We start from the raw sequence: 24,819 nt of genomic DNA, 5'->3' as shown, positions 1-24,819 counted from the left end.
TCACTTCGTGGAGTCGATGAACGCACCAAGCTTGTCGAGATCATGCGACCAGAAAAGGGAGAGGCCGCGCGCCTGTGCCTGTTCAAGGTTCAGCACCTTGAAGACGCCGGCCAGCGCAGCGGCCGGCACGACCTGCGCAGTGCCGAACTGTTTGATCCAGTACTCGGCCTTGACGGCCGCGTCGTTGTTCAGACGCTTGACGCTGTTGGTTGCGCTGTTCGACACCTTGCACTCGATCGCCATGAGGCGCGTGTCGTGCAAGCGCACGACAACATCGGCCTTACGCTCACCGAGCTGGCATTCAGCGCAGAACTGCATGGCCTGCGGCCCTTTGACGATCGTGTTGATCGCCACGGCCGGGGCCTCGGTGAAGCCCAGGCTGCGAAGGTAGTCCTTCACCGTCGTCTCTTGGTTCTCCTTGCCCTCGTTGCGTCGCTCGGTGGCGATGCGCTGCGCGGCCAGGAGCACCGACGAAGCCAACAAGGCCGCTTCGCGTTGCTGATCGGTCGGTGCGCCGCCGGCCTCCATCCACGGGAACCGATGCGGATCAATCACGCGTTCGATGACCTCGAACACCTTACGCAGCGCCTCGGAGTTTTTCTTCAAGACGCCCGGGGCGATCGACTCGACATCGGCGATGACTTGAAGATCGTCATCGGAGATCGGCGGGCCGGCCAGGTAGCGCAGCGCTTCGCCGAGTCCCAGGCCGTAGGCTTCGGCCAGGTTGTCATCGGTGATCGCACCAGGGTTGAGGTCGCTCAGCTTCTTGAACAGCAACTCGAACTTACCGCGCGCCTGGTTGTAGTGGGTTGCCCAGGAGTCAGTGACGGCCAGGCGCTCGGTCCGGAACTGCGCGGCGGAGGTTGCGGCGTCTTCAGCCAGTTCGGCAGTGGTCCATCGAGGCGGTGCGCTTGTCATGCAAGAAGTGTTTCCAGGCTTGGGATGCGCAGGCGCTCGATCTCCTTGGGCTCAAACTTGGTCAAGCCGCCGGCATAGGTTCTGCCGCTCCCGGTGTTGATGTTCTTGTTGAGCCACGTCACCAGGCGGGCCATCACTCCATCGGCCAGCGGCTGGCGAGGGTAGAGGCCGTGCGCGACGTTGATGTGTCGCGCGTCGCATGCGTTGAGCGTGAACTGAGGCGGCCGGCGGGCCATGTAGGTGCACAGGATCGGGGCCGGGGCTTTGAGGCCCACGGACCACCAAGCTTTGCGGTGCTGTGCGATATAGCTCTGATCCGCGCCATTGATCTTCGCCCAGGACAGGAAAGCGCTGATGCGTCTCCGCTCTTCCTTGGTGAAGTCGTCCAGCTCGGCCGGCAGGTCGATGACACGGCGCAGAACCTCGGCCGAGTGCAGATGCGCACCGGCCTGTATCAAGTCTTTGGCTTTAGTGACGGCCGGCAGCTTGACGCGATCGGGCAAGCCGTTCGCATGCTCACCAGCGATCCAGATGTCGTTTGCGCCTGTGACCTGGCCGCGATGCACACGGAACAGCTCCCCAAGCTCGATGTCGCCAGCCGCTGCTGGCTCGGACGGGCGGACGATGATCGACCAGCGCGGCGCGGCATGCAGCCGTTCGCGCGGGATGTCGGTTCCCTTGGTCAAGCCGTTGAGGCGTTCCAGCTCGTCGACGGCGCGCACTCGAACCGGCTCGGCCGTCTCGCCGACGCGGAAGCAGGTGATCGCCGCCGTTGTCGCCGTGCCGGGGAAGGCTTCGACGGTTGGCTCAAGCACGTGCAGGGCGATCCCGCCCAGCTCGTCGAGCAGCAGCCGGCGCAGCGCCGAACCGTAGTTCACATCCATCCACTCGGCCGAGGTGATGAATGCACCCACGTCGCCCGCCTTGGCGAGCAAGCGCGTTTGCAGGAAGAAGTGCAGATGCAGGCCGGCCAGCGCACTCGCCTTGATGCCGAAGTCGGCGAAGTTCGAGGCATACCAGGCTTTCCAGTCCTCGGCGATGTCGTGATGTCGCACGTAGGGCGGATTGCCGATGAAGGCCGTCATGCCGGCGCAGCGCGGCAGCTTGACCTCCCGATAGTCCTTGACCAGCACGGTCGCCCGATCGGTCCAGCCGCGAGCGCTCAGGTTCGCGCGCAGCATCAGCGCGGCCAGGGGGTCCATCTCCACAGCCACGAGCTGCGCGTCAGGAAAGGCAAGGCCCGCGGCCAGGATGAAGCGACCCGACCCCGCCCCAGGATCGACGATGCGGGCCGGCGTTCCTTGGCTGGCCAGCCAAGTCATCATCGAGCGGACGATTGGCGCAGGCGTGTAGACGGCACCTACCGCACGACGCTCAGCCGCAGAGCGAATCGACGAAAAGGCTTCGCCGAGCGGGTCGGTGCCGCGCGAGATCGCCTTGCGGATCGCCTCGATGTCCCGAAGCTTGAGCGCCGATGCCGGCGCGGTCTTTACGAGCTTGCGCTCGGCCGCAGACAGGCCGCCATGTCCTCCGATGAGGGCAAGGCAGAAGGCTACTAGCTCTTGTTCTGTCTGCACGTTCATTTCTGTTTTCCCTTGGAACCGGCGAACAGGTCAGCCTGGCCTTGCAACTGCTTCTCCGTGAAGGTGCGCATGAAGTCGCGCAGCACGTCAGAGGCGTGTCGATCTTGGGCACGGCAAGCCTGCACGAACGCCTCGCGCAGCTCTTTCTCCACCCTGATGCGCATCCCAGAGTCTTTGAGTGACATAGGCATAGGATAGCACAGTGGATACACATTGTGTATCCACTGTGCTGGGGTCAGCTTGTCGAAATGACCCGATCACACTCCAGGACAACATATTCCGGCACATTGTCAAACTTGTGCGGATTTAGCTGCATCACATATTCATTTTCGATATGAAAGGACTCATTCACGAATTTCTGAAGGATGCTGTCTTGATCCCCGCCTGGCGAAGCGTGCACTTCTTTGAAAATTCGGAATAGCTGGATCTTATCGTACCCGGCTGTAGCGCCCGTAAATCGACGCTTCATCTCCGCCTTATCTTTAATGACCGCGAGTACCGCAGAGTAATCGAATCCAGGAATTAATTTCTTGATCCCAGCTTCGGCTTGAGCGATCTCTTGAGCACTCATAGGAGCCTCGCCGGAGGTGGATTTCAAAATAGGCACATCTCTCGCATGCAAGAGATTTGCCAAATAATTGTACTCCATGCCGAGATCATTAATGATCTCAAAATGCCGCCTCAAATATATACACTTAATAACCTCATCCGCCAAGCCGCGAATATTTTCACCGCATATTTGAGCGAACGTCTGAATATCGTCTTCTTTAATTTCAACCTCGGAAACAACTCCCGCCTTGGATGCTAGAAAATATGCCGTTGGCTTAGGGTGCTGGAATAATCTTTTAACACCACGGATAACATCGGTAGCAGGCTCAATATCGTGAGTCAGCATGAGAACTGTTGTATCACGGAGACTTGCCTTACCTCTAAACAGCTCATTTAAAATTGCAAATTTCTTGGTCTTATCAAAACTAGAAACAGGGTCATCCAAAATTGCCAAGCACGGCCTTTCCCGCAGAACCTGGTGCATGAAAAGAATAAGAGCAAAGGCATTCTTTTCGCCATAGCTCAGATGCTGAGCAGCCGTTTCGATATGCTCATTAAAATCCTGATGGACCAACTTCATTTTATAAGAGTCAGCCTCAGGCTTAATAACAACACTGTACTTATAACCGGCCGACCTCAGGAAACCATTGATTCCATCTTGATTGTCGGCAACAGATTTCTCGATCTGCTTCTTATGTTTATTGACCTTCCCCTTTAGCTCCCCAACCTTTTCACCCAACTCCTGGAGCCTTGCATTTATGGGATCAACAACCGATTTGGTATCCGCCGAATTAAGTTTCGCAAGGAGGCCGAGGTCGATTTTCAGCTTACCGATTTCATCTTCGATCTTCTCGACATCACGAAGCGCAAAGAAAGATATCGAGCGTAACCCTTCGAGTTTGGCAAGGAGTGTTTCAACGTCACCTCTAAGGGCACTGAGAAAATTCGTTTCCTCTGGTGAAAGCTCAATCTTGGATTTTGTAATCTTTTCCAAGCTCTCTTGACACTCCGGCTCAAAATACTTGCCTAGTCTTCTAATGATTGCCTGAAGTGCACTCAAATGCTCGACAGCCTTCGAGTCATACTCCTTTGCGACAGATTGCGCCACAGTCTTTCTATCTGAATTCTGAAAATCGGAGGAGCAATAGGGGCAGTTATCTGACAACTCCAAAAATGAATTCCCCTTTGCCTGCCAAGCTATCCAAGTTGCAGGCTGATCACTTTTGATGAAATTTTCAAATGGCTTAAGATGTTCCGGGATATTCTCAATCTTGTTTCCAGACCCAAAAGCTTTATAGCCCTTACTCGACTTTGAAAGCGCCCCAGCCTTCGTAACCCCGAATGCATCGCGAAGCTCTTTCAGGTCGGATATGGCCCCACTTAAATCTTCATTATCATCGAATGCCGACTTAATCCCTATAAAGAGGGCCTCAATCTCCTGCATGGCCGATAGGAAAGCATCTGTCTTGATGAATATCTCAAAGCTGTTTTTGAGAACCTCGTCCCTCTGAAAAACGAACTGGGAAACATAGGAGTCGTCGAAAACCAAAATCGAATTGATATCCTGCACGCCCGTCACCGATGGCTCATTCTGCCCATCGAGTGCACGATACTTAAAAGGTTTTAACCTTTGGAGAGAGCCGTCACCAGCCACGGATGCAAGAATCGCCTTTGCTATTGAACTCTTGCCTAGCCCGTTGGGGCCATACTTTATATTCAACGTCCCTTTGGAGATAGAGACGTCTGCGCTCTCGATACTGTTGCAGTTTTTTATTTGAACCGAATACACAGCCATAACCCCTCTCTCCTTAGCATTGATAAAAACAAGCACACTGATTTGCTCAAGACTCAACCGTCGGAAGAGTCTGGCAGAGCGACCATAGGAAGCGTTCAAACAGATATTAACGTGCTTACACTTGGACTCAAGACGTTAGTATCAGAAATGCCGACATCCTGCGAGACCTCACCTATCACCACGTCCCAGCTAGCGGAAAAGCGCGGGGGCGCTTTCTCTTTGTGCTCCCACACGGTGTCGACGACGCTCTATCTCCTCCTTTGACACTCGACCGGGCAAGGCCGCGAGTTCGGCGTCAGTGAGGCTCGCCAGCACGTCGCGCAGACGCACAGTGGACACATGAGCCGGAGGGGCCATTGGGCCCTCATCATCCACGAATGCAGGCTCAGGAAGCTCGGCAGCACCCTGCTCCACGTCGGTCGCCGCTCTAGCATCCGGTTCGCTCAAAGCGTCCTCCACGAAAGCGCCGTGCCTGGCCGCCTCGGCTTGGCTTACATCACGGGTGGCCCATATCCTTTTGACCTGGGCCATGCTGCACCCGGCCAGTTTCGCCGTATCCGCGATGCTGCGGCCTATGCAGCGCAACGCGATGACCTGGGCGCGCAACTTCGGATCAGCCCGTCGGCCCTTATAGCGGCCAGCCTTCTTCGCCAGATAGATGCCCTGGCGCTGCCGCTCGCGCCTGTCCTCGTAGTCGTCGCGGGCCATCTGCAGGGCCAGCTTCAAAAGCATGTCCTGGACAGATTCCAGGACGATCTTGGCAACGCCCTGGGCCTCGGCCGCCAGGTCGGACAAATCGACAACGCCAGGGACGGCCAGGCGTGCGCCCTTTGCTCGGATCGAGGCCACCAGGCGCTCGGCCTCGGGCAGTGGCAAACGGCTGATGCGGTCGATCTTCTCGGCGATGACCACTTCGCCCGGTTGCAGGTCAGCCACCATGCGCAGAAGCTCGGGCCGGTCGGCGCGTGCGCCGGATGCCTTCTCGCGGTAGATGCCGGCGACGTAGTACCCGGCGGCCTTCGTGGCCGTGATGATCCCTTCCTGGCGTTCCAAGTCTTGCGCGTCCGTGCTAACGCGCAGATAGACCCGTGCCACCATTGGTGCGGTTGCGGGCTTCATCCTGCTCATGCCGGCTCCTTTGAGCATACCTAAACGTACCATCAAATTTGCGGGTGGCCCAATATTTTTATGGACTTAAACGGACCAGCTGAAATGGGCCAGCCTAAATGGACCATTCACAGCGCCATCAAAAGCGGGTTTGCAGGGGAGGGCGGCTCCCTGCCGGCGGCGGGAGCGTTGTCCTCGGCCCTGAAGCCGCGTGTCTGCGGGTGAGGCGTTCTCCGTAGGGGGGGGGCATGCGCTTATGGCGGCATGCATCTCACCTACCTTGATACTAGCTAGCCTGGAGCCTGAATCGCTTGTTGATGTTTGCGTCATTTGTAGTTGACGGGAGCGTCAGGAGTGGCCAAGATAGCGTCACTGCCCTTGAGCAGTTACAGGCTCTCCCGACCCGGTGTATAGGGGGAGCTGGCCACCTTCTAAAGAAGGTCCCACCCAGAGTGGGGTTAAGAGACTCCGGCCCGCACTACGATGCTGTTAACAAAAAGCCTGCTAACGCGGGCTTTTTGCTGTCTGCTCACTTTGTGTTGACCAAGACGTCTATCAGCTTTGTAGCAGCCGAGCGCGCAATTTGCTCGTCCATGTCTAGACGGACATAAGCGCTTTTGAATCGCCCCGGCTTTCGTGGAGGCCAGTTGGTGTGAGTCAGACCGACATGGCCTGACCTGCGAGTTGCCAATGGTAGTTAGCCTCGGCTTCGGCCGGCGGGATGTAGCCGAGGGACTCCATCAACCGGTGATGGTTGAACCACGAGACCCATTCGAGCGTGGCGAGTTCAACGGCTTCCTTGCTCTTCCAGGGCGCCCGGCGGTGGATCAGTTCGGTCTTATACAAGCCGTTGATGGTCTCGGCCAGGGCGTTGTCATAGCTGTCACCCTTGCTGCCTACCGAGGGCTCGATGCCCGCTTCGGCCAGCCGCTCGCTGTAGCGGATGCTGACGTATTGCAAGCCGCGGTCCGAGTGATGGATCAAGGCGCCATCGCGCTCGGGCTTGCGCGCGTACAGCGCCTGCTCCAGCGCGTCGAGCACAAAATCCGTTCGCATGGAACGGCTGACCCGCCAACCCACGATGAACCGCGCGTACACGTCCACGACGAAGGCCACGTAGACCATGCCCTGCCAGGTCGAGACGTAGGTGAAGTCACTGACCCACAACTGGTTCGGCTTGTCGGCCTTGAACTGCCGGTTCACCCGATCCAGCGGACACGGCGCCTTGGCATCCGGCACCGTGGTTAGGATCTTCTTGCCGCGTCGCGCGCCCTGCAAACCCTTGAGCCGCATCAGCCGCTCGACCGTGCAGCGCGCAACGGCCGTGCCTTCGCGCAGCATCTGTCGCCAGACCTTGCGGTAGCCGTAGACCTGCAGGTTGCTGGTCCACACGCGCTCGATCTGCGGCACCAGTTCGGCATCGCCCTTGGCCCTAGCCGGCAGCAACGCCGGGTTGCTGCGGCGTGCAGCACGGCGCCAATAGCCCGACGGGGCAACCTGCAAGGCTTTGCAGATCGACTCGACCCCGAAGTGCTCGCGTTGTGCGTCGATGAAGCCCATCACTTCTTGTGGTGGCGGTCGAGTTCCGCCTTGGCGAAATACGCGCTGGCCAGCTTCAGGATCTCGTTGGTCTGGCGCAGTTCGCGGACCTCGCGCTCTAGCTCCTTGATGCGCTGTTGCTCGGCTGTGGTCGCTCCCGGGCGCAGGCCCTGGTCCGTCTCTGCCTAGCGAACCCAGCGCCGCAGCGTTTCGCTCGTGCAGCCGATCTTGGATGCAATGGACTCGATGGCTGCCCATTGCGATTCGTACTGGCCCTGCGATTCCAAGACCATGCGCACCGAGCGCTCTACAACTTCCGGGGAAAACTTCGGGGACTTCCTCATAGCTCCATTCTCAAACGAAGGAGCCTCCTCTAAAACCGGGGCGATTCACAACTGCCATTTTGCGACGTGGCCGACGTGTTCCGCTATGTCAACGGTCAGTGTCAATTCTTGTCGGCGCTCACTCCGTTACAACCACGCTATGCGAAGAAGGTGGCCGACGCTGACAGCCTGATGGCAGTCATCATTGCCCAGGCAATGAACCACGGCAATCTGGTCATGGCGCGTACCAGCGACATCCCGTACCACGTGCTGGAGAGCACCTACCAGCAATACCTACGGCAAGCATCGCTGCACGCGGCCAACGACTGCATCAGCAACGCCATCGCCGTGCTGCCGATCTTCCCGCATTACTCGTTCGACCTAGGCGCGCTGTACGGTGCAGTCGATGGCCAGAAATTCGGCGTCGAGCGGCCGACCGTGAAAGCGCGTTACTCGCGTAAATACTTCGGGCGCGGGAAAGGCGTGGTCGCCTACACGCTGCTGTGCAACCACGTGCCGCTCAACGGCTACCTGATCGGCGCGCACGACTACGAGGCCCATCACGTATTCGACATCTGGTATCGCAACACGTCAGATATCGTGCCAACGGCGATTACTGGCGATATGCACAGCGTCAACAAGGCCAACTTCGCCATCCTGCACTGGTTCGGACTGCGCTTCGAGCCGCGCTTCACCGATTTGGACGCCCAATTGCAGGATCTGTACTGCGCCGACGAACCGGCGTTGTACGAGACGTGCTTGATCCGACCGGTCGGCCAAATCGATCGGCAACTCATCGTCAGCGAGAAGAGCAACATCGACCGGATCGTCGCCACGCTGGGCCTGAAGGAAATGACTCAGGGCACGCTGATCCGCAAGCTATGCACGTACACCGCGCCGAACCCGACACGGCGCGCCATCTTCGAGTTCGATAAGCTGGTGCGCAGCATCTACACATTGCGCTACCTGCGCGACCCGCAACGGGAACGCAGCGTGCACCGCTCGCAGAATCGCATTGAGTCCTACCACCAGCTACGCTCGACCATCGCCCAGGTCGGCGGCAAGAAGGAGCTGACCGGGCACACCGACATCGAAATCGAAATCAGCAACCAATGCGCACGGCTGATGGCCAACGCCATCATTTACTACAACTCGGCGATCCTGTCGCGGCTGTTGACGAAGTATGAGGCCAGCGGCAACGCCAAAGCCGTGCTGCTGATTACGCAGATGTCGCCAGCGGCATGGCGGCATATTCTGCTGAACGGGCATTACACCTTCCAAAGTAACGGCAACTTGATCGATCTGGATGCGCTCGTGGCGGGGTTGGAATTGGGGTGAGGGGGACGGAATTTTCTGGGGTTCCGGCTTACATCCCCCAAACGCTCCATCGTCCCGGTAAACCCCGAAGGGGCAGTCCGTCGCGTTGAATATTGGGGTGCCATGGACGGAGTCAGCGTTTCGGTCTATAGTAGTCTCAGGGATTACCTTTTGCTACGGAGGCCGTGTCATGGTTACGGCAACTTCCATCAAGCTTGATGATGAATTGAAAGGGCGGGTTCAGCACTTGGCCGAGGCGCGCCGGCGTACCCCGCATTGGATCATGCGCGAAGCCATTGAGCAGTACGTCGAGCGCGAGGAAAAGCGTGAGGCGTTGAACCGGGACACGCTCAAGGCATGGGATGAATTTCAGGCGACGGGCCTGCGCGTGACCGCTGAGGAAGTGGACAAGTGGCTCGCGAGCTGGGGAACAGACGACGAACTGCCTCCGCCAGAATGCCACAAGTAATCTTTGCGCCGGCGGCGATCGGGGACATGCAACGGCTGCGCGAATTCCTGAAGCCGAAGAGTCCCGATGCCGCGAGGCGGGCCGGTGAAGCGATTAGGCGCGGCGTCCAGGCTCTCGGTGCCCACCCTCGAATGGGGCGGCTCATAGAAGATCTGCCTGAACAGTATCGGGAGTGGCTTATCGATTTTGGGGATAGTGGCTATGTGGCTCGGTACCGCCACGCTGGCGATACCGTCACGATTTTGGCCGTGCGACACCAGAAGGAAGCGGGGTACTGATCATGACAGATGACGAGGCCAAAGCGCGGATCGAAGTGCTCTACGACGACGCAGCGGCGGTCTTGGCCGAGCAGGGGCTGTCGCCCCTGCAGGCTTACTGTCTGGTGCTCGAGCAGGTCACGGTTCGGGATGAGCCGACTTTGCGATTGCTAGCCGAGACGGCGGCGCATGATCGATGGTTTCGGGAGCAGGTTCGAGAGGGGTTGGAGGAAGCCCACTATCCGAATACGAAATGGATATCTGACGATGAAGCGCGGAAAAGCCATGCCAGACAGCGAGCCGAACTGCTCGCCCGGATCGGAAAAGGCAATGAATGACAACTACGTCCGCTGCGGCACACCGCTGGTCTATACCGGCGAGCTCGAATTGCGGCCCGATATTCTCGCCGAACTCGGCGAGCAGCAGTCGGATCAGAAGGCCTCACGGTCTACTGATCTACTCTAGGCGCCCCGCCCGTGTGCTGGAACACGCGGGCAGGACTTCCACTACACCACCTGGATAGAGGTGATGACATGGCAACTAAACATCGTATCAGCTCGGATGCAATCCGGCTCGAGATCGCTCGCCTTCAATGGGCGAATGCCCTCATGCGTGCGGCCAACAAAGCGCTGGCGAAGGGCGATAAAGCAGCCCTGAACGATATGGGCTTCTCGATCGAACACGCCGACGAATTGGAGGCGAATGGTGGTTTCCCATCGACGTCGATCCGCAACAACACGCGGGCGATCACCCATTTGCGGTCGATTGGTGAGCCTTATATGACCTGAAGCTTGCCCGGCCGCCGTCCACTGAGGCCGCCGTGGGGACGTCGATCCCGGTAGCGGGTGAACGGCATATCGATCGCAGCTATACATGGAGGAATGCATATGTCGGCCCTGCCGATTCCCATGGATCGCTTCTGGCGGGCGGAGGTAATCCCCCCACAGGTTAGCTGACGCCAGAAGTGGAATTTTCTCGTACCCTTTTCTGAGGAGGTTCCATGAAGACATCCCGTTTCACCGACAGCCAGATCATCGCCGTCCTCAAGCAGGCCGAGGCCGGCGCGTCAGTGCCGGAGTTGTGCCGAGAACACGGCATCAGCTCGGCAACGTTTTATAAGTGGCGCAGCAAGTTCGGCGGCATGGATGCGTCGCTGATGTCCCAGCTCAAGGAGCTGCAGGACGAGAACCGGCGCCTGAAGAAGATGTACGCCGAATCGCAAATGACTGCCGAAGTACTTCGTGAGGCGATGGCAAAAAAATGGTGAGGCCATCTCAACGCCGGGAGATGGCCCGATGGGCGGTGGCGAACAAGGCGATGAGCATCCGGCACGCCTGCCAGGCGTTTGAGGTCAGCCAGACCTGCTACCGCTATCAAGCCAAGGCCAGCGAGGAGAACGTCCAGATTGCCGATTGGCTTGTCCGGTTGACCACGACCTATCGTGATTGGGGGTTCGGCCTATGCTTTTTGCACCTGCGTAACGTGAAGGGCTTCGGCTGGAACCACAAGCGGGTGTACCGCATCTACCGGGAGCTGGAGTTGAACCTGCGGATCAAGCCAAAGAAACGACTGGTACGTGAGCGGCCAGAGCCGTTGTCGGTACCGGAGGCGATCAACCAGGTCTGGTCGATGGATTTCATGCACGACCAGTTGGCCGATGGTCGCAGCTTCCGGTTATTTAACGTGCTCGACGACTTCAATCGCGAGGGTCTGGGCATCGAGGTCGACCTGTCGCTGCCATCGGCCCGGGTGATCCGCTCGTTGGATCAGATCATCGACTGGCGCGGCAAGCCAAACGCCATTCGCTGCGACAACGGCCCGGAGTACATCAGCGGCGCGCTGCTAGCTTGGGCACAGCAGCGCGGCATTCGGATCGAGCACATCCAGCCGGGCAAACCGCAGCAAAATGCCTACGTCGAACGTTACAACCGCACCGTCCGCTACGCCTGGCTGGCCACAACATTGTTCGACACCATCGAGCAGGTTCAGGACAAGGCCACGCGCTGGCTATGGACGTACAACCATGAGCGCCCCAACATGGCGCTCGGCGGTATCACCCCAGCAATGAAATTGGCGATGGCCGCGTAGCTCCACTTTTGGCGAACGCTAAAAGCGGGGGGATTACCCGATGAAGCGGTGTGCGAACGTTGGCTGGAAAATCCGTACTGGCAGTTTTTCACCGGCGAGGTGGTGTTCCAGACCTGCTTGCCGTGCGATCCCAGCTCCCTGACACGGTGGCGACAGCGCCTGGGCGAAGCCGGGATGGAAGAGCTGTTGGCGCACACCATCAACACCGCACATGCGGTCAAAGCAGTGGATGCGCGCGAGTTGTCGCGAGTGATCGTGGACACCACCGTGCAAGAAAAAGCGATCGCCCATCCCACCGACAACCGGCTGCTGGAGGTGGCCCGCAAGAAGCTGGTGCTGCTGGCCAAGCGACACGGCATCGCACTGCGACAGACCTATGCGCGGCAAGGTCCGGCGTTGAGCCGCAAGTCCGGGCGCTATGCGCATGCGCGCCAGTTCAAGCGCATGCGCAAGGTGCTGCGACGCCAACGCACGATCCTGGGACGCGTATTACGCGATCTGCAACGCAAGCTGGCCCAGCGGGAATCGTCGGTGCGTGAGCGCATCGGTGTCTGGTTGGAGCGCGCACACCGGTTGTTGACACAGCGTCCCAAGGACAACCAAAAACTCTACGCGTTGCACGCGCCGGAAGTGGAATGCATCAGCAAGGGCAAGGCGAGGAACCCGTACGAATTCGGCGTCAAGGTCGGCATTGCGGTGAGTGCGCGCAAGGGCTTGATCGTGGGCGCGCGCAGTTTTCCCGGCAATCCCTACGACGGCGACACGTTGGCCGAGCAATTGGAACAGGCGCGCGGGCTGCTCCAGGATGTGAATGTGATCCCGCAGATGGCCATCGTGGACTTGGGGTATCGCGGGCGCGAGGTGGAGGGTGTGCAGATCCTGCATCGGGGCAAAGCCAGAACGCTGACGCGACGGCAATGGCGCTGGATCAAACGAAGGCAAGCGGTAGAGCCGGTGATCGGACATCTGAAACAGGACTGCCGCTTGAATCGCTGCCATCTCAACGGCGCCCAAGGCGATGCACTGCACGTGCTCGGCTGCGCCGCCGGCTACAACCTGCGGTGGCTGCTGCGCTGGATCGCATTTTTGCGTGCCTGGTTGCAGGTGGTGCGGGCGCGTTCCTCAACGTCCTCAAGCCCCCCGTGGCTCGCAAACATGGCATTTGGTGCTTGAGAGTAGTTTTTCAGGGGCGACTAGTCAGAGCGCGAGCTTGCCGACGCCTCGCAGACGGTCGAGGACTTGGAAAGCAAGCTGGACGAGACCAAGGCTGAAGCCGAAGTGCTGCAATCGAAGCTAGTCGATGTGCAGGCCGCACACCAGGCGCAGGCTGTCGCGCTAGCTGAGCGCGACCAAGCACGCGCCGATCTGGCGACCGTGAAGGCCAAGGCTGAGGTCGCCGAGCAGGTGGCCAAGGCTGCGGCCCAGGAACACGCCACCACGCTGGCCGAGCGCGACGCCGCCTGCGCCGAGCTAGTGAAGGCGCAGGCCAAGGCCGAAGCTGCCGAGCAAGCACAGCAGGAACAGCGCAAGGCCGCCGCGACCGAGGCGCACCGGCAGAGCGCGATGAGGCGCTTAAAGCAACCGCAGATGCTCGCGAAAACGCGGCCAAACTGGCTGGCCAATTGGAGGCGGTGCAGGCTCAGAATGCAGCACTATTGGCGCGTCTTACGCCGCCGCCGGCCGGGGACGTTCCGCCGGCCAGCGCGAAGGGTGGGACTCAGAAAAAAGGATGACGCTGATCGTACTTCACCGATGCTTTGCGTTTCAGCTTGCGGAGCGTCGGCTGTGATGAACGTACAGATACAGCAAGCCGATCGGCGCAATGAATATCGCGAAGGACCAGCAGATCGCCATCGTCATCAATTTCACGGACAGCATGAGGATGGCGTTCACGAAGAAGACGTTGCCGCCCATGATGTAGCCGACGATGCTCTCATAGACGAAGCGGGAGTACGGGTAGAGCAGCGTGTTCACGGCGAGCAGGGCATAGGTGCTGAACGCTACCGGATGGGGCGTGGTGCCGTGACTCAGCGCGAACAGGATAAGCGCCGGGAAGATCAGGCCGAAGAGGAACTGACGAACATAGTATTGGCCAGACAGGCCGCCGAAGGTCTTTGCGATGACAGGATGCATTCCGTTTTTCCTTTTTGTTGGCAACATCGAGTGTGTCGTGGTATTCCCCTGACCAAAGTGTAAAGCGTCTGTCGGGTTTCTCTACGTCTCGCAGCAGTCCACGCGTTACTGCGTGCCTTGTGCGACTATTCATCGAATTCCGCCGCGAGCCATGTGGCGCTTCCTTTTGTCGTCCTGCCGATCGTTATCTGAAACGTCTGCCCGTCTAACCCTGGGCGTGAAAAATCAATGCCCCCATCCTTCGGCGTGTAGCATCGCCCGGCCGGTTGGTTCGGACGGAATGCCGAGAGTCGATAGCGGCGACCATCAACGAGCGACGTGAAGCAACACACAAGGTGGCCGGACCGCGTGAAGTCGAAAGCGAAACACGTTCGCGACCTGACCGACTACATCCGCGATCCAGAGAAGACGAACCCGGATGAAAGGTCGCGTACACCGGTGCGCGCGGGTTCCTTTGCGACGATCACGCCGGCCAGCAAGGCGAGATGATCGCATTGGCGCTGGATGCCCCGCGCAGCGCGAACCCGATCAATCACTACATCCTGAGCTGGCGCGAGGGCGAATACCAGGCCGGAAGTAGCGCGGCCAACGTGACGCGCAACCCTTGCAGCAACCGACGTAGCCCGGAGCTGGCTCTGCGCCGCCGGCGGAGCAGGGCGGGGAACCACGCTAGGGCGGCGGCGGGGGTCGAACTCGACGACAGTGCCCCCACTCAAGTATGGCTGGTCACGAGAGCCAGTCTGTTCGACAATTTACCGCAGTCCGTTCCTGCCTTCGCTGCCACTGCACTATTGCCAGCCAACGACAGCTTAGGGGGCAACGTTCGCCGCCTGCATGGGAGGTCGTCGCGCCGCGCGAGATTCGACACTGCTTCGTATTTGGCGCAAGACCGGGCCGACAGACCCGGTTGGTCGGCTTCGCCGGCTGCTACGTAGCATTTTCCAAAGCATAGCGAATGCGAGCGCCGGCATCTTCAGCTTGAAGCCTGTTGACGCGAATCTCCATTGAAGGATTGGAGAAGTCCCGGAAGTTGAACGTGAATGCGGAGTGAATCGAGTCTCCAGCGTCGCTCACCTCGGCGCTTTGGATGTAAGCGATCGGCTCGTACTTTGCGACGTTCTTCTCCCTGTCAATGACCACGGCTTTGCCCATCACGGCATCAATGCCGACATACCGCGTGCTGAGATAGTCGGCAACCTCGACCTGCGGCCGGAAGCTCGGTGCGATCGAGGCGATTAGCCTGCGCATGTCGCGGTTGCGCGATCGGCGCCATTTCGATAGCAATAGAGCACCGCCCGCCACCCACGCGATAGATGCAACCATTGCCGCAAGGGCCGCGCCTGAGTGCAGGAATTTCCCGCCCCACGCCGAATACACGAATGCGGGGAGCGCGGCCAGCAAGGACGTCGCAATATAGAACAGCTCGGATGCAAGTCTCAGCAATCGCATTGCATTCTCCTATTCCTTGATGCCATCGGAGTTGGACGAAGGATTCGTCCCGCCCAGCGGGCGCCTGCCATTGCCACCTGACGGGCGAATATCGAATTTTGCCAGCAGGGTATTGACCGCAGCTTTGGTCCGATCGCTGTGGTCAGTGCCGATCATAGCTGGCGAGTGACCTCCGACCCAGTTGATCACCTTGTCCGGTACCAGGAAGATCAGGTTGAAGCAGCTATGCACAAGGTTGAGACACATAGAGAAGTAAATCGTGCAATAGGCCAGAATCGAACCGATGCCGGTCAGCGAGTCGAACTGAGCGTTTGCAAGGGCAATGTCGAACCCCTCGTTCAGCAACGTTCCGCCTGCGATGACTCCCACGCCTCCCAGGAAGAAACCGAGCACCATGAGCACAGGACGCACCATCATCTCCAAGAGGAAGATGTAGCCGTGGGCGGTTTTGTGGCCGAGGCCGTCGCCCTCTCCGCCGAGATGCGTGATCGCCCATAACGGGGCTGCGATCACGCCCTCTCCGACAACGACGAGCCAGTTCACGGCCGCACCGAACCACACAACGAATGGCACCATCGGTAGATAGGTCGACAGCCCGAGGCCGAGTAGCAAGGCGGCGATGATGATCATCATGATGATCGGTCCCGCCCCGTCCAATGCACCTCGGACGAAGCTGAGCGCGCCACTGGCGTCGGCCACCCGTGATGCCAAGCCGGCGATGCTGAAACTTTCGCTGGTCGCCTCGAGCCCCTTGGCTGTGAGGTATCCTGCAAGACCGATTTCGGCTACACCAGTGAGATGGTCGCCCAGGTTTTTCATCTTGATCAGCGGGTTGATTTGGCCGCGCGATTCGCCGCCGTCGTTGATGTTGGTGATCGCCTCCGTTAGTGCTTGTCCTGGCGAGCTGAACAGCTTCGCGATGATGTTACCGCCGTCATTCTGTTGCTTCGTACCGAGAGGGGTAGCGTGCGTCGTCGTTGCTCGCCCCTGTTGTGCCTGATATGCAGTCAACGCCGTCTGGTAGACGCTCTTCATGGCAGCGTCACCGGCGATCGACGGCCCGAATGTCGTTGCCTTGCCAGCTACCGCATCAGAAAGCCTCGTGTTGGCTGCGGCGAAGGTCTGATACCACTCGCCGAGCGTCCACCATCCGCCTTCCTTGATGGATGAGCTGAGTTGACCGGACAGCTCCTCAATGTTCCCCCGCTTCGTAGCGGCGATCGAATTGACGGTGTTTTCGTACTGCTGCGCTGCTGCCTGGATCGCTACTTCTGCGTCAGGGATCGTTGTGCTGCCGTCGGTGCTCCGCACCGTGACAGCATTGACGAACTCGATCGCCGCCGTACTCAGCGATTTTTCCATGCCTGAGAGCGCTTGGAGGTGAGCCTTGCGGACTTCGGCAACATCAATCGTGTTCGAGAACCATCTCGTCGAGCTCGGTTGCGATTCGAGATTCGGGTCGACGTTGGCACCGCCGCATACAAAGCTTTTGTTGGCGAGCATGAAGCCGGTATCTGTCGATTGCGTCTGCACGTATCCGCTTTCGTCAACCAACCCGCCCTCGCTAGAGGCTGTGGCCAAGCCCGCGTTGATTCCATGACGGCAAAGCTCCATCTCGAATATCTTGTGGGCCAGTTCATTGGTGCTCGGCATGACCGGCTGTAACACCATTGCCTTGCCGTCGTTAAACGCCGAGACAGCGACATCGACGCCCATGTTTGCCACACCCACGCCCATCACAGACGCAGCCCACAGCATCAGTAACTGCGAGAGTGACCAGCCATTCGCGGTCGGCACGAGGGACGCAAGGCCCCAAACGATCCGAATCGGCCCCCACATCGTGTTTTTTGCGCGATCGAATACGGCCCCGTCGTGCGCTGTCTGCGATACCTTCAGGAACATCATGTAGCAGGTGAAGATCGCTCCGATGACCAGCAGTGCGCCGTTCGTAACCTGGAACAGGCTGGCCAAGATCGTGTCGCCCCCACCTGCGCTACCGGTCGCAAGGGGATTGTTGACGACGTTTCCGTACATCGCGACGAGCGCCTGGCGCGACTTGTCGCCGGAGCGCTGGGCTGCTTGACTGATCTCCCCCAGCGTCGTGCCTTCCCCGAATGCAGGAAGCGATATGGCCCAGGTCATGACAACGCATAGTCCGCTTAGGACTTTCGAGTACTTCATTGTTGGCCCTCCCTCTTTGCCTTGCCGGACCGAAATTCCCAGTCAAGGGCATGGAGCCACCAGTGTTTGCGGCGATAGTAGTCCGCTTGCGTTTTCCCAGGGTTTCGCAACATCCAAAGGTGCCCGTCGACGGCCATCGCGCACACGAGCATCGTCGCCGTGAACAAAGCCCAGGTCGTTCTGTATTGCAGGATTGATAGCACGGAAGGCGCCGCGAACGGCCATCCATATACGAGCCCCACGACTGAGAAGAGCAGCCAGAAGAGAACCGTTCTCTTCGTGGAAAGCTGATCAGCCGCCAATTTTGGTTTGGGAACCTGTGTCATTGCAGCCCCCGACGGTTTTGTTCAATCCAAGCAACAACCTCGTGTTCGTACCAGCACAGCCTGCGGCTGTGTGGCATCTTGAACGGCTCGGGAATGAGGTGCCGATACCGATCCTTCGAAACGAAGGTGCGAATAGTGGCTGGGGTCTTGCCGATCAGCTCGGCAAGCTGTTCGATGAATATGACACGCGGAGATCCGCGATCTGAGGCGGGTAAGGGACGCACGTCTACCTCTCACAGACGAGCAAAAGCGCGTGTGGGGTGTCGTTCCCCACGTGTGAGGGCCCCTTGCGGGTGGCTGGCGAACTTCCGAACCGACGAGGCGATGCAAGGTCGCGCTTATCGCAACGCTTTATCGGTTTCCTACGCGTTTGGGTCGCGTAGCCGCTTTCTGAGCTATCCCTTCACTGACTTGACTCAGCGGCACCAACGTCATCGTGACACTGGCAGCAAGTCAGTGTCGCGAATTGCATTGAAGAATTTAGAGTGATCCTCCATACGCGTCAAGCATCATTGCTGCGCAACTTGCTGCGTACATACGTATGTACGTAATTCCGTACGTATGCACCGGATCACTATCGAAGCCGCTTTGCCAAGTCTTCTGCGCTGGGATGGTAGTACCTCATTAGCATCCGCGGATCGCGATGGCCGGTAATCTTGGCCAGCTCGTGCATCGGAAAGATCGATGCCAGCCGGGACGTGGCTTCGTGCCTCAGGTCGTGAAAGCGAAGGTCGATTAAGTATTTTGCATCCGGCGTCCGACCCGCATCCCTACATTCTTGCTCGTAGGTTTTTCGTGCTCGATCTACCGCGCGCTCGAACGCTCTCGTCACCGCATCTCCGCGAATTGAGAAAACGCGCCCGTCACCCGGATTTTTGCCGACGACCTTTCGCCACTCTTTGAGGGCTTCAACGGCGCGGGGCGAAAGTGGTACATCCCGCGAGCTCCCGTTCTTGGTGTGGGGCAGGTGGGCTACGTGGCGTTTGAGATCTACATGTTCCCACCGAAGATCAACAATTTCGCCACGGCGCATTGCAGTCTCCACCGCGAGGGAAATGATTGTCGGCAACACGTCGGAGCTGCTTGCCGAGACGACTCGCTTCAGTTCGCCATCGGGCGCGCGTCGGTCGTCCCGAGAGTCACCTTCGGTTTCTCTGACTCGCCGGGTGCGAGCATTGTTCGCGGGCGGTTTGCGCACGAGCTCGAGGGGATTGGAAAGACTTTCCATCCCCCATTCCTTGCGGGCGATACTGAAAACGTGGGAGAGGATGGCCAAGCGTCGAAGCACTGACGCCGGCTTCAATGCCGGGTTGGTCTGCCTCAGCCAGTCGTCGCGCAATTTGGCTATGTCCGAACTGCGTACCGACGCCATCGATCGTTGCGCGACCGGCGTTGCCCTCCACGTCTTCAGCAGGGAAACTTCTTGGGCCTTCCCCTTCTTCAAGGAGACGATTTCGCGCTCGTATCGATCAAGCGCCTCGCAAAGAGTCGTTGACTCTGCCTCTGTTCGGCTCACGAACACGCCGCGATCAATTTCGGATTCGACCTGACGCGCCCAAGCTTCCGCTTCCGAGCGCGTATTGAACGTCTTGATCTGTACGGGGTAGCCCTTGCGCCGAACGCGAGCCTGCCACTGAAGATCGCCTCGACGGGTGATAGATGCCATTCACTGCTCCTCAAGTGTTGCGTCCAAGGCTTCGACAGCCCGAGTGGCGCAAAATTGGCGCAATAAATTGAATCTACCAAAGAAAAAGGGCCTAGTCATCGGCTAAGCCCCTGATTTTATTGGTGGAGCGGAAGGGGATCGAACCCTCGACCTTCGCGATGCGAACGCGACGCTCTCCCAGCTGAGCTACCGCCCCACGTGCTTCGATTCTACCCACAAGCCGCGCGGTTCGCCAAGCGAAGGAGGCGGCCGACGGTGCGGAGCGGCACCGTCGTGCGGGCTTTCGCCTTACTCGCGAACCAGCGGAAACTTGAGGTCAGGATTCTTGGCCTTCCATTCCTTGTACGACACCGACCCTTCCCAGGCGGCGAAAGCCTTCGGCGTGCGACCACGACCGGACCAGGTTTCGCCGGTGTGCGGCAGCTCGTACTTGGGCTTCACTTCGCTGCGGCCGCTCTTGACCACTTCCTTGCGCGCGGCAGTGGTGCCCAGGTAAGCGGCGATGTCGTTGCGCTGCTTGGTGTTGAAGTGGCCGGCGAACTGTTCGAGCAGCGAAACGATGGTGGCATGCGCAGAGGATGCCTCGCTGGCGCGCTCGGTTTTCTCCTGTTCTTCCAGCTTCTGCAGTTCGTCCAGCAGCTTGGCTTTGGCTTGCGCGATGGAATCCAGTTTCGAAGAGGTATTGCTCACAGAGGTATGGCCTCGGAATAAGAGTGGACACGCCGCCCGAAGGGCGCGCGGCATTATGGCATGTGGCCCGGGAACGGCCGTTATGGAGCAGGGGCTTGCACATGGCGTGAACAGGCCTTTCACGACGCCTGTTCGAACGCTTTCGCATTGTCGCTACGGGCGCTGCCGGGCCGAAGGCTCACGTTAGCAGACCCGACCACGACGATACAGGAGCATGTCATGAGTGACGACAAACGCAACGTCGGATCGCCAGACCGCGACCGCATCAACGTCAATGAAGCCTATGAGCTGCAGTACTGGACCAAGACCCTTGGCGTCGGTGCCGATGAACTGAAAGCGGCCGTGCAGAAGGTGGGGCCATTGGCCGTCAGCGTACGCCAGCACCTGGGCAAATAAGCGGGAAGGTCTGCCATGAGCCTGAGCGAATACCGCCGCAAGCGCAGCTTCGACAAGACCCGCGAGCCGGAGCCGGGCAAGACCCTGCCGCCGGGGCAGCGTGCGATCTTCGTGGTGCAGTTGCACCACGCCAGCCGCCGCCACTACGATTTTCGCCTGCAGGTGGGCGATGCGCTCAAGAGCTGGGCGGTGCCGAAGGGGCCAAGTTACGACCCCAAGGTCAAGCGCATGGCAGTGGAGGTGGAAGACCACCCGGTCGATTACGCCAGCTTCGAGGGCGAGATTCCCAGGGGCGAATACGGCGGCGGGCACGTGGCGCAGTTCGATCATGGCGTGTGGGCCACCGCAGGCGACCCCGAAGCGCAGTTGGCCAAGGGGCATCTGCGCTTCGAGTTGTTCGGCAACAAGCTCAAGGGCGGCTGGCATCTGGTGCGCTCGGGCAAGCCGGCGCGGCAGCCGCAGTGGCTGCTGTTCAAAGAGGACGATGCCTACGCTGGCACGCTGGAGGCCGACGACCTACTGGCCGACGTCGCTGCCACACCTGCCGACGATGTACGCCGCGCGGGCGCCGGCAAGACCCAGCGCAAGGGGCTGACGACCGTACCGCCGCCAGCGGCGAAAAAACGTGGCACCTGGGCGAAACAGGCGCTGGCGCTGAGCGGCGCACGTCGCGCCGAGATGGAAGATGCCCCGTTTGCGCCGCAGCTGGCCAAGCTGGTGCAGTCCCCGCCCGAAGGCGCGCAGTGGCTGCATGAAATCAAATGGGACGGTTATCGCATCCTGGCCACGGTGACCAATGGCAAGGTGCGGCTGTGGTCGCGCAATGCATTGGAGTGGACCGACAAGACACCGGAAATTGCCGATGCCATCCAGTCGCTGGGCCTGCGCAATGCGCAGATCGATGGCGAATTGATCGCCGGACGCGGCACCAAGGAAGACTTCAACCTGCTGCAGGCCACCTTGTCCGGCGAACGCCAGGTGCCGCTGGCGCTGGCGGTATTCGACCTGCTGCATGTGGACGGGGTGGACATTAGTGAGGCACCGTTGCGCGAGCGCAAGCAGCTGTTGCAGCAGGTGCTGCAGGCTGCACCCCACATGCATCTGGCCTATAGCTCGCATGTCGAGGGCGACGGCACCGAGGCGTTCCGGGTGGCCGGCGAACAGCACTTCGAAGGCATCATTTCCAAACGCGCAGATCGCCCGTATCGCGATGGGCGCAGCGACGATTGGCGCAAGACCAAGCAACTGGCCAGCCAGGAATATGCGGTGGTCGGCTACACCGCGCCCAAGGGCAGCCGCAGTGGTTTTGGCTCGCTGTTGCTGGCCACGCCGGACCCGGTGCACGGCTGGTTATACGTGGGCCGTGTGGGCTCAGGTTTCTCCGATGCCTTGATGCGCGAGGTCACCCAGCAACTGGAAGGCGGTGGGCGCAAACCCACCGCGCATATTCCCACCCCAGACACCGACCTGCGCGGCGCCACCTGGTTTGCGCCGCGCTTTGTGGTGGAGGTGTTCTATCGCGGCATCGGTGGGCAACAGTTATTGCGCCAGGCATCGTTCAAGGCGCTGCGTCCGGATAAACGCATTGCCGATCTGGCCGACAGCGATGCCGGAAATGGCCGGTCTACTTCGTCGTCTACCCAGCGTTCGGCAAAAACACGTGCTGCCAAAAACGCGGCAACCCAGGTAGCGAAACGTGCAGCGACGCGGGCAACAGCGCCTGCGCGCAAATCTGCGGTTGCCACACCTTCCTCGGCTGCGCTGCCGACGCTGTCCAGCCCGACCAAGCTGATCTACCCGGATATCCGCGCGACCAAGGGCGATGTCTGGGACTACTACCAGGCGGTGATGGATCACCTGTTGCCGCAGATCGTGGGACGCCCGCTGTCCATCATTCGCTGCCCCAGCGGCGCCGAAAAACCGTGTTTCTTCCAGAAGCACCACACCGCCGGCCTCGAGCGTGTGAGCTCGGTCAAACTGACCGAAGAGACCGGCACCAATGCGTATTACCTGGTGATCGAAGACGCACCCGGCCTGCTGGAGCTGGTGCAATTCAATGCGCTGGAATTCCATCCCTGGGGCTCGCATGCCGACCGCCCGGATGTGGCCGACCGGGTGGTCTTCGATCTCGACCCGGGCCCGGACGTGCCGTTCGCCGAGGTCAAACGTGCGGCCAACGATATTCGTAAGCTGCTGGCGCAATTGGAGCTGGAGTCGTTCCTGCGTGTGTCTGGCGGCAAGGGGCTGCACGTGGTGGTGCCCCTGAATCCCGGCTGCGACTGGGAGGTGACCAAGCGTTTCGCCAAGGGATTCGCCGATGCCCTGGCGCAGGCCGAGCCGCAGCGGTTCATCGCCACTGCCACCAAGCGGCTGCGCAACAAGCGCATCTTCGTGGACTACCTGCGCAACGGCCGTGGCGCCACGGCGGTCGCGTCCTATCCGTTACGCGGCCGCCCGGGGGCGCCAGTCGCGCTGCCGCTGGCGTGGTCGGACCTGTCCAAGCTGCAGCGCGCCGATGCATTCACCTTGCGCGATGTGCCGGAAAAGCTGCGCCGTCGGCGCAAGGACCCCTGGGCAGACATGGACCGCATTCGGCAGAACCTGGCGCGCTGGGCGGAGCAGGACGAGGACTGATGCGGTGCGATGGCAAGAATGCCGGCATCATCGCTGCGCAAGCGTGGTCGATCGTCGAAATTCCCGCGCGACGCAGGCGCTTCGCATTGTCCTGACCCATTGCACCACTGCCTGCGAGGCGGCATGCGCCGGTGCGGGGCCACTCGCGTGCACCTGACGAAGGGCCGCATCGCTGCGGGCGCTGGCGCCATGACCGCCGCAATCCTACGCTGCTGTGCCTTCCAGCAGCGGCATCAACTGTGCTTCCAGCAGGGCACGGCGCCATTGGCCCAGCGCCGCAGGCCAGCTGCGCTGTTCCATCAAGGTTTCCAGGTGGCGGCGCGAGGCCAGCAGGCCGTCCGGCAGGCCGAGTTCGCGGCTACGCTGCGCCACGGTGTCCTGCAGGCGCTTGAGTACGGCCTTGTTGCCGTCGGTGGCGGCCTGCGCCAGCGGCGCGTGCTCTTCGTCCGGCAGCGGGGTGTTGAGTGCATCCCACACCGCGTTGGCGAGCTTGCGCGGCGCCTTGGGGAATTTGTCGAACTGGCGCAGCAAGGCCTCCAGGTCGGCGGGCGGGAACCGCGCCAGCTGGCTGGCCAGTTCGTTTTCCAGGATCCAGCTGCGCGGGCGATCGCTCTGCCGCGCCTGCAGGTCGCGCCAACGCAGCAAGCGCAGCAGCCGTCGTTGCGCGGCCGGTTCCAGGAACTGTGCTGCGCGCAGGCTCACATGCGGCCAGCGCTCGCCATCGTCGTGCTCCACCGTGGCGAGCAGGCGGTCGGCATCTTCGGCCAGCCACTCCAGACGGCCTTGCTCGGCGAGGCGGCGCGTGAGCTCGTCGTGGATCGCAAACAGATAGCGCACGTCATCGGCGGCATATTCCAGCTGCGCAGGCGACAGCGGGCGACGCATCCAGTCCGAGCGTGTTTCGCCCTTGGTCAGCAAGGTGCCGGTGACTTCCTGCACCAGTTTCTGGTATCCCATGCCGCCGCCGACACCGGCCAGTGCCGCGGCGATCTGGGTGTCGAACAACGGCCGCGGCAATGCGCCGCACGCGCATTTGAACGTGACCAGGTCTTCGCTGGCGCTATGCATCACCTTGACGATGTCGGTGGCGATCAACCACTCCTTGAGCGCCGCGTTCATGCCGGGGATCAGCGGGTCGATCAGCAGGATCTCCTCGCCGATGGCCATCTGCACCAGGGCCAGTTGCGGCCAGTAGGTGCGTTCGCGAATGAATTCGGTATCCAGGCCGATGCGCGATGGTCGCGCTGCCTGCAGGCGGTCAGTCAGCTCGGAGGGGTGGGTGATCCAAAGGGGCACGTGATTTCCGTCGGCGGCAAGGGTTTGCGCAGAGCGCGCAGAATAGCCTAACGTCGCGATCGCCTGTCGTGCGGCAGAGCACTGGAAGGAGCAGGTGGTGGGT

The 24,819-nt window shown here is 60.2% G+C and carries 18 protein-coding genes, 1 tRNA gene, 4 pseudogenes and 1 other annotated feature; of the genes and pseudogenes, 11 read left to right on the top strand and 12 right to left on the bottom strand.

The window, feature by feature from the left end; translation table 11 throughout:
- The 6 genes and pseudogenes from AMD14_RS12835 to AMD14_RS12810 all read right to left on the bottom strand — a co-directional run bounded on the left by AMD14_RS12835 (position 1) and on the right by AMD14_RS12810 (position 7,835).
- Complete coding sequence (locus AMD14_RS12835; protein WP_011051584.1) at positions 1-918, bottom strand: XamI family restriction endonuclease; 918 nt, start codon at positions 916-918, stop codon at positions 1-3.
- Entirely contained in the window at positions 915-2,501 is a 1,587-nt protein-coding gene (locus AMD14_RS12830; RefSeq protein ID WP_011051583.1) for an Eco57I restriction-modification methylase domain-containing protein, read from the bottom strand. The genes AMD14_RS12835 and AMD14_RS12830 overlap by 4 nt, the downstream gene beginning before the upstream one ends.
- Entirely contained in the window at positions 2,498-2,686 is a 189-nt protein-coding gene (locus AMD14_RS12825) for a hypothetical protein (protein WP_011051582.1), read from the bottom strand. Before AMD14_RS12825 ends, AMD14_RS12830 begins: the two co-directional genes overlap by 4 nt.
- Before the next feature lie 50 nt (positions 2,687-2,736).
- On the bottom strand, positions 2,737-4,845 hold the full coding sequence (locus tag AMD14_RS12820) for an AAA family ATPase (RefSeq protein ID WP_011051581.1): 2,109 nt from the start codon (positions 4,843-4,845) through the stop codon (positions 2,737-2,739).
- Positions 4,846-5,340: 495 nt separating this feature from the next.
- Positions 5,341-5,964 (bottom strand): annotated as a pseudogene (locus tag AMD14_RS12815) (recombinase family protein); the annotation flags it as partial.
- 645 nt (positions 5,965-6,609) lie between these two features.
- Positions 6,610-7,835: pseudogene (locus AMD14_RS12810) on the bottom strand (IS3 family transposase).
- Positions 7,441-7,557: a sequence feature (AL1L pseudoknot), on the bottom strand. It overlaps the preceding pseudogene by 117 nt.
- Before the next feature lie 48 nt (positions 7,836-7,883).
- Between AMD14_RS12810 and AMD14_RS12800 the strand changes: the two are divergent.
- From AMD14_RS12800 to AMD14_RS25050, 9 genes and pseudogenes are all read left to right on the top strand, one after another.
- Positions 7,884-9,152: pseudogene (locus AMD14_RS12800) on the top strand (Tn3 family transposase); the annotation flags it as partial.
- 169 nt (positions 9,153-9,321) lie between these two features.
- Complete coding sequence (locus AMD14_RS12795) at positions 9,322-9,600, top strand: CopG family ribbon-helix-helix protein (RefSeq protein ID WP_040259533.1); 279 nt, start codon at positions 9,322-9,324, stop codon at positions 9,598-9,600.
- On the top strand, positions 9,588-9,878 hold the full coding sequence (locus AMD14_RS12790; RefSeq protein WP_011051576.1) for a type II toxin-antitoxin system RelE/ParE family toxin: 291 nt from the start codon (positions 9,588-9,590) through the stop codon (positions 9,876-9,878). The genes AMD14_RS12795 and AMD14_RS12790 overlap by 13 nt, the downstream gene beginning before the upstream one ends.
- 2 nt (positions 9,879-9,880) lie before the next feature.
- Positions 9,881-10,195, top strand: a complete 315-nt coding sequence (locus AMD14_RS12785) for a hypothetical protein (protein ID WP_015463310.1) — start codon at positions 9,881-9,883, stop codon at positions 10,193-10,195.
- Positions 10,188-10,322, top strand: coding sequence for a hypothetical protein (locus AMD14_RS25495; RefSeq protein ID WP_011051575.1), 135 nt, complete (start codon positions 10,188-10,190; stop codon positions 10,320-10,322). The genes AMD14_RS12785 and AMD14_RS25495 overlap by 8 nt, the downstream gene beginning before the upstream one ends.
- A 68-nt stretch (positions 10,323-10,390) precedes the next feature.
- Positions 10,391-10,645, top strand: a complete 255-nt coding sequence (locus tag AMD14_RS12780; RefSeq protein WP_223293127.1) for a hypothetical protein — start codon at positions 10,391-10,393, stop codon at positions 10,643-10,645.
- 212 nt (positions 10,646-10,857) lie between these two features.
- A protein-coding gene (locus tag AMD14_RS12770; protein WP_223293126.1) for an IS3 family transposase occupies positions 10,858-11,945 on the top strand; the annotation gives its coding sequence in 2 pieces (ribosomal slippage) (positions 10,858-11,110 and positions 11,110-11,945; 1,089 coding nt in all).
- Positions 11,946-11,978: 33 nt separating this feature from the next.
- Positions 11,979-13,118 (top strand): annotated as a pseudogene (locus AMD14_RS12765) (IS5 family transposase); the annotation flags it as partial.
- Between the two features lie 66 nt (positions 13,119-13,184).
- Complete coding sequence (locus AMD14_RS25050; RefSeq protein WP_011051571.1) at positions 13,185-14,141, top strand: hypothetical protein; 957 nt, start codon at positions 13,185-13,187, stop codon at positions 14,139-14,141.
- 864 nt (positions 14,142-15,005) lie between these two features.
- Here the strand turns inward: AMD14_RS25050 and AMD14_RS12755 are convergent.
- The 5 genes from AMD14_RS12755 to AMD14_RS12730 form a co-directional block, all read right to left on the bottom strand.
- Positions 15,006-15,527, bottom strand: coding sequence for a hypothetical protein (locus AMD14_RS12755; RefSeq protein ID WP_011051570.1), 522 nt, complete (start codon positions 15,525-15,527; stop codon positions 15,006-15,008).
- 9 nt (positions 15,528-15,536) lie between these two features.
- Positions 15,537-17,708 carry a DotA/TraY family protein gene (locus AMD14_RS12750; protein ID WP_011051569.1) on the bottom strand — a complete coding sequence of 724 codons (2,172 nt, stop codon included), beginning with the start codon at positions 17,706-17,708 and terminating at the stop codon, positions 15,537-15,539.
- A gap of 900 nt (positions 17,709-18,608) precedes the next feature.
- Positions 18,609-19,700: a site-specific integrase gene (locus AMD14_RS12740; RefSeq protein WP_015463304.1), complete on the bottom strand. Its 1,092-nt coding sequence runs from the start codon at positions 19,698-19,700 to the stop codon at positions 18,609-18,611.
- Between the two features lie 120 nt (positions 19,701-19,820).
- Positions 19,821-19,896 (bottom strand) — tRNA-Ala (locus AMD14_RS12735).
- A 92-nt stretch (positions 19,897-19,988) separates the two neighbouring features.
- The gene (locus AMD14_RS12730) at positions 19,989-20,390 is read right to left on the bottom strand and encodes an H-NS histone family protein (protein ID WP_003485983.1); all 402 of its coding nucleotides are present in this window, start codon (positions 20,388-20,390) and stop codon (positions 19,989-19,991) included.
- A gap of 219 nt (positions 20,391-20,609) precedes the next feature.
- On the opposite strand from AMD14_RS12730, the gene AMD14_RS12725 reads away from it, so the two are divergent.
- Both AMD14_RS12725 and ligD read left to right on the top strand, forming a co-directional pair.
- Positions 20,610-20,786 carry a DUF3606 domain-containing protein gene (locus AMD14_RS12725; RefSeq protein WP_011051567.1) on the top strand — a complete coding sequence of 59 codons (177 nt, stop codon included), beginning with the start codon at positions 20,610-20,612 and terminating at the stop codon, positions 20,784-20,786.
- A gap of 15 nt (positions 20,787-20,801) precedes the next feature.
- Positions 20,802-23,420, top strand: a complete 2,619-nt coding sequence (ligD, locus tag AMD14_RS12720) for a DNA ligase D (RefSeq protein WP_011051566.1) — start codon at positions 20,802-20,804, stop codon at positions 23,418-23,420.
- A gap of 204 nt (positions 23,421-23,624) precedes the next feature.
- On the opposite strand, the gene rnd is transcribed toward ligD, so the two are convergent.
- Complete coding sequence (gene rnd / locus AMD14_RS12715; RefSeq protein WP_011051565.1) at positions 23,625-24,716, bottom strand: ribonuclease D; 1,092 nt, start codon at positions 24,714-24,716, stop codon at positions 23,625-23,627.
- Positions 24,717-24,819: the final 103 nt, after the last annotated feature.

The sequence above is a fragment of the Xanthomonas citri pv. citri genome (genome assembly GCF_000961215.1).
Classification (GTDB): Bacteria; Pseudomonadota; Gammaproteobacteria; order Xanthomonadales; family Xanthomonadaceae; genus Xanthomonas; species Xanthomonas cissicola.
The sequence above is the reverse complement of the archived record's forward strand: the minus strand, read 5'-3'. Positions and strand labels throughout refer to the sequence as shown.